The organism is Enterococcus sp. DIV0901a, assembly GCF_051711525.1.
GTDB lineage: Bacteria > Bacillota > Bacilli > Lactobacillales > Enterococcaceae > Enterococcus_B > Enterococcus_B faecium.
Genome location: NZ_JBIOMW010000001.1, coordinates 1,803,549 through 1,815,495, shown reverse-complemented (window position 1 = coordinate 1,815,495; position 11,947 = coordinate 1,803,549). Strand labels below are relative to the sequence as shown.

Sequence of the window (11,947 nt, the reverse complement as noted above, 5' to 3'; positions counted from 1 at the left end):
TTGCTGATATGCAGTATAATACGGGGTTGAGGAGTACTTTATGTGCTCCTTCATTTTTTGCAGATGAGGAGACAGCATGTTTTCAAATTACAAACCAACATGGATGGTAGAAGCCATCTATCAGATTACACCTGCCCAATTAAAGAATCTAGGCATCAAAGCAGTATTGACCGATTTAGACAATACGTTGATTGCATGGAATAATCCAGATGGAACAGAAGAGTTGCTTACTTGGATTTTAGAAATGAAAAATGCAGGAATCCCTGTTGTTGTTGTTTCAAACAATAATTCAAAACGTGTCGCGCGAGCGATTGAAAAATTTGATCTTTTGTATGTTGCACGAGCAATGAAACCTTTAGCAAGAGGGATCAACATAGCAAAGAAACAATTGGATTTAGCAGATGATGAGATAGTAATGGTAGGCGATCAGATTATGACTGATATACGTGGAGCCAATCGTGCAGGGATACGTAGCATCCTTGTAAAACCCATTATCGCAACAGATAGTTGGAAGACACAATTTAATCGTTTTTGGGAAAAAAGAATTATGGCCTATCTATTAGCAAAACACCCTGATATGGGCTGGCGAGGTGGAATCGAATGACAGAAGAATTACAATGTATCGGCTGTGGTGCCGTTATACAAACAAACAAACCCGGTGAATTAGGATACACGCCGCAAACGGCTTTGGAAAAAGGTTTAGCTTCCGGGGAAGTCTATTGTCAGCGTTGTTTCAGATTACGCCATTATAATGAGATCCAAGATGTCTCATTGACGGATGACGACTTTTTGCGCTTACTGAATGAATTAGGGCAAAAAGATGCATTGATCGTCAATGTGGTGGATATTTTTGACTTCAATGGTTCACTAATCCCAGGACTACACCGTTTTGTCGGTGACAATCCAGTACTTTTAGTTGGGAACAAAGTGGATATATTACCTAAATCATTGAAAAAAACTAAATTAACACAATGGATGAAGGAACGTGCTTACGAAGCAGGAATTCGTCCAGTAGATGTATTATTAACTAGTGCTAAGAAATCTCATGAGATGACGGAACTATTAGAAAAAATCGAAGAATACCGCGATGGACGGGATGTCTATATCGTCGGAGTAACAAATGTCGGAAAATCGACGCTTATCAATCAAATCATCAAAAATACAGCGGGAGTACAAGATGTAATCACAACTTCGCAGTTTCCAGGAACGACCTTGGATAAAATCGAGATTCCTTTAGATGACGGGCATTTTTTGATTGATACACCGGGAATTATCCATCGCCATCAAATGGCGCACTATTTAGGTAAAAAAGATTTGCGGATCATTGCACCGTTAAAAGAAATCAAACCTAAAGTTTATCAGCTGAATGAAGGGCAAACACTTTTCTTGGGCGGACTTGCAAGATTTGATTTTATCAGCGGCAATCGTGCTTCATTTATTGCTTATGTGTCAAATGATGTAAATATTCATCGAACGAAACTGGAAAAAGCAGACGAATTTTATCAAAAACATGTAGGTGGATTATTACAGCCTCCTCGTCCTGATGAAGTCGAGGCATTTCCGGAGCTTGTTCGTTTTGAGTTTTCTGTGAAAGAAAAAACAGACATCGTTTTTGCCGGTCTAGGCTGGATCACTGTAACAGCGCCAGCAGTAATTGCGGGCTGGGCGCCAAAGGGTGTAGATGTATTGAAACGCAAAGCATTGATTTAAGGAAGAAGGAAAATTATGAGTTTAAGAGGAAAACAAAAGCGTTTTTTACGTAGCAAAGCGCATCATCTTCAGCCGATTTTTCAAATCGGAAAAGGTGGGATCAATTCAGCAATGATCGTTCAAATTGAAGAAGCTTTAGAAAAAAGAGAACTGATCAAAGTATCGTTACTTCAAAATACAGATGAGATTGCAGAAGAAGCAGCTCAAGTATTAGAAAAAGAAATCGACTGTGAAATCGTTCAAATCATTGGACGTGTTATCGTATTATACAAACCTTCCACAAAAGAAAAGTATCAAAGGCTATCAAAAGAAGTAAAAGCAATATAAGGAGTGACCATGATGAATACGCAAGCTAAGACATTTGTTCGTTCACAATTATTTCCTGAAGAAATGCCTCAATTCTTAGAGAAGAAAAAGCAAGTAGGGATCTTGGGCGGAACATTCAATCCCGTTCACCTTGCACATTTAGTGATGGCTGAACAAGCTGGCCGGAATTTAGGTCTTGACCGCGTATTTTTGATGCCTTCTTATCAGCCACCTCATGTTGATGAGAAACAGACGATTGATGCAAAACATCGACTCAACATGTTGGAATTAGCTGTGGAAGACAATCCTTTTTTGCAGATTGAAACGATTGAATTAGCTCGTGGTGGGAAAAGTTACACCTATGATACTATGAAGGAATTGACGCAAAACAATCCGGATACAGATTATTACTTTATTATCGGTGGGGATATGGTAGAATATTTGCCAAAATGGTATAAAATCGATGAGCTGACTTCTATGGTCAACTTTGTGGGTATACGTCGACCAGGATACACAGCGGATACTCCATATCCTGTAATTTGGGTAGATGTACCTGAGATCGACATCAGTTCCACGAAAATACGTCAAAAGATCAAAGAAGGCTGTTCTATCCGCTACCTTGTTCCAGATAAAGTAATTGATTATATTCAAAATGAAGGGTTGTATGAATATGGACTATAGTAATGAATATACTGCTTATTCTAGAGAAAACCTGATGCAAAAAATACAGATGAGAATGAGCGAACAACGCTTCAAGCATGTGCTTGGAGTAGAAGAAACAGCCGTGGCTCTTGCCAAAAAATACGGTGCTTCTCCTGAAAAAGCTAGTATTGCTGCATTGACACATGATTATGCAAAAGAACGACCAGATGAGGAGTTCAAAATGGTAATCGTAAGAGACGGTTTTGATCCAGAGTTATTGAATTATAATAATGCAATCTGGCATGGTCTTGTTGGCGCTTCGTTTGTAGAGCGGGAATTAGGAATCACCGATGCAGAGATTCTTCATGCAATCCGGGTGCATACGACTGGGGCTGCTAAGATGAGTCTCCTTGACAAAATCATTTATGTAGCAGACTATATTGAACCAGGTCGAGATTTTCCTGGGGTACAAGATGCACGAGCCATTGCATGGGCTGATCTAGACGAAGCTGTAGCATTTGAAACAAAACATACATTGGCCCATTTGCTTGCGCAAGAACAACAGATTTATCCAAAAACAATCGAAACATATAATTACTGGGTAGCAAAAAAATAAGCTGCTCATATTAGGAGGAAATCATCATAGATAGTAAAGAACAATTAAAAATTGCGGTTGAAGCAGCAGATTCAAAACGGGCAGAAGACATTATCGCTTTAGACGTTCGAAATGTTTCCTTGTTGGCAGATTATTTCATGATCTGTTCAGCAAATAGCGAACGTCAAATCAACGCAATTACAGAAGAAATCATTGATAAAGAAGAAGAAAACAAATATGAAGTAAAACGTATTGAAGGAAAAGAAGGCGGAAAATGGGTATTGATCGATCTTGGAGATGTGATCGTACATGTTTTCCATGCACCAGAACGAAGTTTCTATAATCTGGAAAAACTATGGTCAGATGCTCCGCTAGTCGATCTTAGTGAATGGTTGGATTAACATATGGCTTATGAAACATTTGCTTTCATTTACGATGAAGTGATGGACGAAACACTTTATCAGCAATGGCTAGCTTTTTCGAAACGTCATTTACAAGAAGACACAAAAAATATTTTGGAACTGGCATGCGGTACTGGAGCATTAGCGGTTGCCTTTGCAAAAGATGGATATAAAGTGACAGGGTTAGACCTTTCAGAAGAGATGTTGATGATTGCCAGCCAGCGAGCATATGAAGAAGACGCATCGATCCAATTTGTGGAAGGCAATATGCTCGATTTATCAGAAATCGGACAATATCAGGCAATTACCTGTTTTTCTGATTCGCTGTGCTATATGAAAAATAGACAAGAGGTACAGCAAGTGTTTGATGAAGTCTATCAAGCGTTAGAAGAAAATGGCCGATTTTTATTTGACGTACACTCCACCTATCAAGTAGATGAGGTTTTTCCAGAATATAGCTATCATTATCAAGGGGATAATTTTGCTTTTTTGTGGGATAGTTATCCAGGAAGCGAGAAACACAGCATCGAACATTTTCTTACCTTTTTCGTTGAAGAACAAGAAGGGTCTGGTCGATTTATTCGTGAAGATGAACTACATCAAGAGCGTACCTATCCATTGGAAAGTTATTTAAGAATGCTGGAAAACAGCGGCTTTTCGAAAGTCGAAGCATTTTCTGATTTTACAGACGAAGCAGCATCAGAGAAATCAAAGCGCTGGTTCTTTGTAGCATACAAAGACTAGCGGTTTTGCCTGCTCGAGTTAACAAGAAAAGAATAAATCTTCAACATAAATTATATATCCGAACGATATAGGCATTGCTCTTGCAGTGCAGCTTTTCGTCGCAGAAGTATTGTGTTTGCGAGAATAGTTTATATAGTTCGGGTATTTTTTCCGATTTTTGCCTTTTTTTACTTGTCTCTATTTCTTTTTTATCGATAACTATGAAGGAGGATGCGCATGAAAAGCTGCGGGATTATCGTAGAGTACAATCCTTTTCACAATGGACATCGCTATCATGTGGAAATGGCACGAAAAACAACAGGAGCAGAGGTCGTCATTGCTGTAATGAGCGGGAATTTTTTGCAAAGAGGCGAACCGGCTATCATCGATAAATGGCATCGCGCGAATGAAGCTTTACAAAATGGTGTGGATTTAGTAGTGGAGCTTCCCGTCGAATGGGCGGTTCAGTCAGCTGACTATTTTGCTAAAGGTGCAGTAAAAATCTTGCAAACACTGGACTGTGACAGTTTGTGTTTTGGAACAGAAGAAGAGACTTCGTTTGATTACAGCAGTTTCGGACGCTTTGTCCAAGAGAATCAAGATAGGATAGAAGAGGCATTTCAAGAACTGTCTGATCAAACGTATAGTTATCCGCAAAAAATGACTGAGGTTTTTCGCAGTCTGTATCCCGATATTACGCTTGATTTTTCTTCGCCAAATCATATCTTGGGATTAAGTTATGCAAAGGAAAATGCCAAGTATGTCCACCCTATGGAATTACATCCGATCCGACGTAAAAGTGCAGGCTATCATGAAAAAATCATCACAGATCAGAGGATAGCCAGTGCAACAGCCATTCGCCATGCGTTAGAAGAGGGAAAAAGAATAGCTGGACTTGTGCCGCCTCAGACAGAAGAAGATCTTTCAACTTGTTCGCTGCAGACTTGGGAATCTTATTGGCCGTATTTGCGTTATCGGTTGTTATCTTCTACTTTGCTGGAACTGACAGATATCTATCAGATGACCGAAGGAATAGAATCGCGTATGAAAACAGCAGCTGCAACTGCTGATAGTTTTGAGGATTTTGTGTCAAAGGTAAAAACAAAAAGATATACATGGACACGGATCCAACGATTATCTTGTTATGTCTTGCTGAATATCAAAAAGCAAGAGATTCCTGTCCAACAAAATAAAAATTATCTTCGACTACTTGGATTTACCGATGTTGGAAGAAGATTCTTAAAAGAAAAAAAAGAGATTTCTATTTATTCCCGAATCGGAAAAAAAGAGGCACAAGAAGCGGAACTGTTAGTTAGAAGTGATCAAATCTATCAATTGGGAGGCAATATTCCGGAACAGAATTTCGGGCAAATCCCAATCCGAGTATAGATAATTGACTAAAAATGAGAAGAATGAAGGAAGAAAGAAAAAAAGCTTCACAGAATCGTGATTCACAAGTATAATGGAACAGGACGTTTTTGCGTTATGAAACTATCAAATCAGAAAGCGAAGTGAAAATATGGGACGTAAATGGGCAAATATCGTAGCAAAGAAAACTGCTAAAGATGCTAATAATAGCCGGATTTATGCAAAATTTGGGATTGAAATCTACGCGGCAGCAAAATCAGGTGATCCTGATCCGCATGCAAACCAAAAACTACGTTTCGTCATTGATCGCGCTAAAACTTATAATGTACCAAAACATATTATTGACCGAGCAATCGAAAAAGCAAAAGGTGCAGGAGATGAAACATACTCTGAATTGCGCTATGAAGGATTTGGACCAAGCGGCTCAATGGTGATTGTTGATACATTGACGAACAATGTGAATCGAACAGCAGCAGACGTACGGGCAGCATTTGGGAAAAATGGCGGGAACATGGGTGTTTCCGGAGCGGTTTCTTACATGTTTGACAATACAGCAATCTTTGCTTTTGCAGGAGAAGACGCTGACGAGATCCTTGAATACCTAATGGAAAAAGACATCGATGTTCGCGATGTAATGGAAGAAGAAGGACAAATCATCGTTTACGGTGAAGTAGCGGATTTCCATAGTATACAAGAAGCATTAAAAGAAAAAGGAATCACTGATTTTTCAATCGCTGAGATCCAAATGATCCCTCAAAACGAGGTAACACTATCTCCAGAAGATCAAGAAACATTTGAAAAAATGATTGATGCACTGGAAGATCTAGAAGATGTACAGCATGTGTTCCATAATGTGGCATTAGAAGACTAAGCAACCAGTTTTAACGAAAAGTATTCAGTCTTTTTCGAAAAGCAAGACAATCTCACTAACAGATTGTCTTGCTTTTTTGTGTGATTTATTTTCTTTTCTAATTCAACCTGTGGTATGATGAGAGCATAAGTATCATGTGAAATGATATGAAGTATGTGGAAGATGGACGGGGAAGAATATGGAAGCAAAAATCACTTTAGAACCTTTTGAACGTATCTTAAGCGGTTACCGCAAAGTAGAAGAGTTAGCTGTGAACGTAACTGATTGTTCAAAATTAGCGCAAAAATACGCAAGATTCGGCGTTGAAGGCTATCGATTAGGAAACTATGTCGGTACAGGGTATCTGAACCGTTATTTAGAGTGTATGGTGGACCGCGCACCAATGCTGATTTATAGACAAAAATATTTGATTCCGCTGCTTTTTCGTCGTTCTGATTCAGCCTTTCGGTTATTTGAAGAAGAGTATCGGATGGAGGCTTTCTTTCTACTATTAGAGTGGAGCTTGAAACATCGTCCTGAAAAAATTCTTATCGAAAGAAATGAGAAGATAGACACGAAAAAAAATAAAGTGATCGATAGTGCATACCTAGCATTTCGTGTATCAGAGATTTTGGATTGTGGCGGCTATCCAATCAGCAATTTCCAATCAATTGACCAGTTCATTGAATGGAATCGAATTTACCGATTGATCGACAATGGCGGGATTGGCCGTCATAGCAAGGTATTTGACCCAGAATATCCAGAAAACATGGAAGAACTGAAAATGATTATTTCGCTTGTCAAATTAAAATATCCTGAAACAGATTTGGATTTATATATAGAATAAATGACCTTAAATGATTGAATTACTTTTTCTGCAATTATTATTGTAAATAAAAAGACAACTGCTAACATTAATGATAGCAGTTGTCTTTTTACTTACAGTACTTTTTTCTCATAAGATGAAATATCCATATTGTTTAACAAAGGACTTTCATTATTGGAGGTAAAAAGGGTCAATTCATGCATCGCACGTGTACACATGGTGTAAAGGATCAATTTGTCTTGCTGAGAAGAAAAATGTTCTGCATCTACATCCCACAAGAAAACTCGGTCAAACTCCAGACCTTTTGCTAAAAAGGCTGGAAGTAAAATAATGGAACGTTTCATAAAGTCACTCTCATTTAAAATCAGCTGGACTTGTTGTTTCAACTCGTCTGGCAGTTGAGCATAAAGAGCTTCGCATTCTTCTTGTGTTTTAGCTATGATTGCTGTACGCCAATACCGGGCTTTTCCCTGAGTCATTCGAATGGTATCTGCTAACCAATTCAATTTGATATCATCTGTTGTTCCTTGGATGAGCAAAGGAAGGTCTCCTTTTCTTGCTGTTGTTTCTACTTGATGTTCTTTCACAATAAAATGATTAGCAAAATCAGTGATTTCTTTTGTGGAGCGATAGCTTGTCGTTAATTGGAAACGAGTGACTTCACGGTCCGCGAAAAGGTCTTCCAATGATCCAACGATCGTTTCATTTCCAAAGACATTTTGATTTAGATCTCCACAGAAAGTCAAATTTGCTTTTGGGAACAAGGCTTGCAGCAATGCCACTTGTGATGGTGCGAAATCCTGCATTTCATCAATAAAGATATAGCGAGCTTTGTGTGTAACCGTCACTGGATATGTTCGGCGCATCAGTAAAAAGAATAGTACAGCATCCTCTTGACTCACTTCTCTTTGACGCAAGTGTGTACGAACAGTTGTCAGATGTTCCTGCCATCTGGTCTCGCTGATTTTATGTCGTGTTAGAAGAGAAAGTGGCACAGTTTGTAGAAAGTGGAGATATTGTTTCGTTATATTGACAAATTGATAATTCATGATCCCTCGATGGATTCGACGAAATCTTTTACGTACGATTTGGTTGGCCAGTTTTTTACGTAATGAACGCTCCTTTTGTTCTGTATATTCAAGATTAGGATCTGTTGCGTATAGTTCTTGGAGCTGTTCTTCCGCCAGATCTTTGACCCATTGCTGACGTGTTTCGTCTTTTTGCAGACCGCCTAATTTTTTCAGGAGCTTCGTTTGTAATAGAGAGAGTCTATGATGTAAAGGTAATTGTTCATTTGTTTCTTTATACCATTGGCGAATCGATTCCTTTGATAGGATCGTACGGCCATTTATTTTCATATCACGGAACAAGGGACCGTAGTTTGTGATGCCTTGGATATAGCGATCAATCTGATCGACTAAGGTCAATCCGCTTTTCATCACTTGTATCGGATCTTTTTCCCCTAGCAAAAACCCACTTTCTTGTTGCTGTTCATCTAGTAAAGAAAACTCTGGCAGCAGCTGCACCAAATAATTTTTGAATGTCTGTGTAGGCACGCCGCTTTCACCTAATGAAGGCAATACAGTCGAGATGTAATCAGAAAACAAATGGTTGGGTGAAAATAGAAGAACGTTTTCAGCCTCGAGCCACTTGCGATTATGATACAACAGAAAAGCAATACGTTGAAGCAAAGCGGATGTCTTTCCACTTCCGGCGATTCCTTCAATCAGCATTACTTTACTTGTTGTGTCCCGAATGATTGCATTTTGTGCTTTTTGTATCGTAGAGACGATGTTTTTCATATGGTTGCTTGATGATTCATCCAATATCTCTAGCAAAAAGTCATCATTGATTACTTCCGACGTATCTACCATAGATAAAATACGTCCTTCTTGGATTTTAAATTGTCGTTTCAACTGCAGATCGACATCTATTCTATCTGTTTCAGTTTCATAAAATGCGGGACCAATCTCACCTTCATAATAAAGATTGGCAATTGGTGCGCGCCAGTCAATAACGATTGTTTCTTCTGCCAGATCTCTTAAAGAAGCGATACCTAGATATAATGTTTCTGTTTCACGGTCTTCTTTAAAGTCGATACGGGCAAAATAAGGACTATCTTTCATGACAGACAACGTTTGCAGGCGTTTTTGCTGTGCTTCAAGAGTATGGTATTTCAAAAGCAATTCCTGCTCATGTTGGCGATATTCAACAGCAGATTCATAAAAAGCTTCATTGGAACCAGCTCGAATCTTGTGATTAGCTGTGTCTTTTGTCGAATGATTCATTTCCTGAGTCAATTCTTGTTGTTTTGTATCCAGCATATTTTGTTCGATCTGGATTAGTTCGATCGTTTCATCCACGTGCGTTTGTTCTAGTTGTTTCTCATTCATCGCATGTTTGCTCCTTCCGCCGTAAATAACGAATTAAAAGTATAGCATAGTTTTTCGAAAAAAGGTACTTTTTAACTGATGAATCGAAAAAGTAATCCTTGCTGAATATTTTTGTTTGTAGAACTGATGAATTTTGGAAACGCTGATAGTGATAGTTGTTTTCAATTAAGGCCTATTGTTTTAAAAAGTGCTAGTCAAGGACTATGCTTAAGATGAAAGAGGCAGCTGGAAATTTATTACTAACCTCTCTAAGTCACATAAAAGAGGAGAAAAAACAATGACACATTTCAAAAAATTTTTACTTACTTTGCTTATTGGTGGGATAGCTTTATTAAGTGAATTTGTTTTTCACCAGCCGGCCCTTGCATTTGCGATTGTCGCATTTACTGGAGGGATTCTCGCCTTCTTGATGTTTTTGGAAATGATCAAGACGTTACGTTCAGGAAGATATGGCGTAGATGTATTAGCGATTACCGCAATCCTTGCAACATTAGCCGTCAAAGAATACTGGGCTAGTTTGATGATATTGATCATGCTTACGGGCGGAGATAGTCTAGAGGATTACGCGAATAAACGAGCGGGTAAAGAACTGCAGTCTTTGTTAGATAACACCCCAAGAATTGCCCATCGATTCAAAGAAGGAAAATTGCAGGATATAGTAATCGATGAAATAAATATTGATGACCAGTTACTAGTCAAGCCTGGCGAACTTGTACCCGCAGATGGTCGAGTGACCAAAGGAGAATCTTCGGTCGATGAATCTTCTTTGACAGGTGAGTCCCGCCCGGAAACCAAGAAACCTGGAGATCAGATTATGTCAGGGTCTTTAAATGGAGACGGATCGATCCAAATGATCGCTGAAAAACGTGCCGCAGACAGCCAGTATCAAATGATTATTAAACTAGTCGAAGAATCAAAAGAAAAGCCTGCCCGATTTGTCCGTTTAGCTGATCGTTATGCAGTCCCTTTCACGTTGATTGCTTATTTGATCGGTGGTATTTCTTGGTGGTTCTCAAAAGACCCTTTACGATTTGCTGAGGTACTGGTAGTGGCATCACCTTGTCCACTGATTCTAGCTGCGCCCATTGCTTTAGTTGCAGGAATGAGCCGTTCAAGTAAAAACGGGATCGTTGTAAAAACTGGAACAACGATTGAAAAGCTCGCACGTACAAAAACGATTGCTTTTGATAAAACAGGAACGCTTACCAAAGGGATATTGGAAGTAGAGGCGATTCAGCCAGTCAATGGAATAAAAAAAGAAGAGCTACTTCTGTATGCAGCTAGTGCAGAACAGGAATCTAGCCATATCTTAGCTCGTTCGTTAGTGAACAACGTGAAAAACAGCCAACTGTATCCTGTTAGTCAACTGAAAGAAATGACCGGTCAAGGAATCCAAGCAGTAGTCAATAATCATGAAGTAAAGATTGGACGTGCCTCTTTTGTTTCAGCTGAAGAAATAGAAACGTCCAATACAGCAATTTATGTAACAATTGATCGATCTTTTGCAGGAACGATCCTATTTTCGGATCAGATTCGCCCAGAAGCAGCAAAGACAATCAAGGAGCTAAGAAAACTTGATGTGAAAAATTTGATAATGATCACCGGGGATGGATCTGCCATTGCTCAAACGATTGCAGAAAAAGTCCAATTAGATTCTGTACATGCCCGTTGCTTGCCTCAAGATAAACTGACCATTTTAGAAAGTATCCCTAAAGATCAAAGACCTGTTGCGATGGTAGGAGACGGCGTGAATGACGCACCAGCACTTGCTGCTGCAGATATCGGCATTGCAATGGGAGCTCATGGTTCTACAGCTGCTAGTGAAAGTGCAGATGCGGTCATCTTGAAAGATGAACTTTTACGTGTAGCAAAAGCAGTAGTGATCTCAAAAGATACGATGAGAATAGCGAAACAATCTGTACTGATTGGCATCTTTATTTGTATTTTTTTGATGTTAATTGCAAGTACGGGACTAATCCCCGCATTATTCGGAGCTGTTTTGCAAGAAGTCGTGGATACGGTCTCTATTTTGAGTGCCTTGAGAGCAAAAAAAGATCCAGCCATTTTTCCTGATTCAGTACCCAAGACAAACATAGTATGATAGAATCGAGTTGAAAAAAGAACGATCAGAAA

12 protein-coding genes are annotated in these 11,947 nt (G+C 39.1%); 11 read left to right on the top strand and 1 reads right to left on the bottom strand.

From position 1 onward, the window contains the following. Positions 1-76: 76 nt before the first annotated feature. The 10 genes from IGL70_RS08710 (at position 77) to IGL70_RS08665 (ending at position 7,442) form a co-directional block, all read left to right on the top strand. Positions 77-604, top strand: a complete 528-nt coding sequence (locus IGL70_RS08710; RefSeq protein ID WP_002287626.1) for a YqeG family HAD IIIA-type phosphatase — start codon at positions 77-79, stop codon at positions 602-604. Continuing rightward, positions 601-1,710: a ribosome biogenesis GTPase YqeH gene (gene yqeH, locus IGL70_RS08705; protein WP_002295377.1), complete on the top strand. Its 1,110-nt coding sequence runs from the start codon at positions 601-603 to the stop codon at positions 1,708-1,710. Before IGL70_RS08710 ends, yqeH begins: the two co-directional genes overlap by 4 nt. Positions 1,711-1,725: 15 nt before the next feature. Further along, complete coding sequence (gene yhbY / locus IGL70_RS08700; RefSeq protein ID WP_002287630.1) at positions 1,726-2,037, top strand: ribosome assembly RNA-binding protein YhbY; 312 nt, start codon at positions 1,726-1,728, stop codon at positions 2,035-2,037. 9 nt (positions 2,038-2,046) lie between these two features. Further along, a complete protein-coding gene (locus IGL70_RS08695) occupies positions 2,047-2,697 on the top strand; it encodes a nicotinate-nucleotide adenylyltransferase (protein ID WP_002295375.1) in 651 nt (216 codons plus the stop codon). After that, a complete protein-coding gene (gene yqeK / locus IGL70_RS08690) occupies positions 2,681-3,274 on the top strand; it encodes a bis(5'-nucleosyl)-tetraphosphatase (symmetrical) YqeK (RefSeq protein ID WP_002287635.1) in 594 nt (197 codons plus the stop codon). Before IGL70_RS08695 ends, yqeK begins: the two co-directional genes overlap by 17 nt. A 20-nt stretch (positions 3,275-3,294) precedes the next feature. Then, positions 3,295-3,654, top strand: coding sequence for a ribosome silencing factor (rsfS, locus tag IGL70_RS08685; protein ID WP_077940756.1), 360 nt, complete (start codon positions 3,295-3,297; stop codon positions 3,652-3,654). A 3-nt stretch (positions 3,655-3,657) separates the two neighbouring features. After that, the gene (locus IGL70_RS08680) at positions 3,658-4,398 is read left to right on the top strand and encodes a class I SAM-dependent DNA methyltransferase (protein WP_002287639.1); all 741 of its coding nucleotides are present in this window, start codon (positions 3,658-3,660) and stop codon (positions 4,396-4,398) included. A gap of 216 nt (positions 4,399-4,614) precedes the next feature. Further along, on the top strand, positions 4,615-5,766 hold the full coding sequence (locus IGL70_RS08675) for a nucleotidyltransferase (protein ID WP_002319387.1): 1,152 nt from the start codon (positions 4,615-4,617) through the stop codon (positions 5,764-5,766). Positions 5,767-5,896: 130 nt separating this feature from the next. Continuing rightward, positions 5,897-6,616 (top strand): YebC/PmpR family DNA-binding transcriptional regulator, encoded by a 720-nt coding sequence (locus tag IGL70_RS08670; protein ID WP_002287641.1) that lies wholly within the window; start codon positions 5,897-5,899, stop codon positions 6,614-6,616. Positions 6,617-6,794: 178 nt separating this feature from the next. Further along, the gene (locus IGL70_RS08665) at positions 6,795-7,442 is read left to right on the top strand and encodes a hypothetical protein (protein ID WP_002319388.1); all 648 of its coding nucleotides are present in this window, start codon (positions 6,795-6,797) and stop codon (positions 7,440-7,442) included. Positions 7,443-7,534: 92 nt separating this feature from the next. On the opposite strand, the gene helD is transcribed toward IGL70_RS08665, so the two are convergent. After that, positions 7,535-9,814, bottom strand: coding sequence for an RNA polymerase recycling motor HelD (gene helD / locus IGL70_RS08660; RefSeq protein ID WP_104873929.1), 2,280 nt, complete (start codon positions 9,812-9,814; stop codon positions 7,535-7,537). A gap of 277 nt (positions 9,815-10,091) precedes the next feature. On the opposite strand from helD, the gene IGL70_RS08655 reads away from it, so the two are divergent. Continuing rightward, a complete protein-coding gene (locus IGL70_RS08655; protein WP_104873930.1) occupies positions 10,092-11,915 on the top strand; it encodes a heavy metal translocating P-type ATPase in 1,824 nt (607 codons plus the stop codon). The last annotated feature ends 32 nt before the right edge of the window (positions 11,916-11,947 follow it).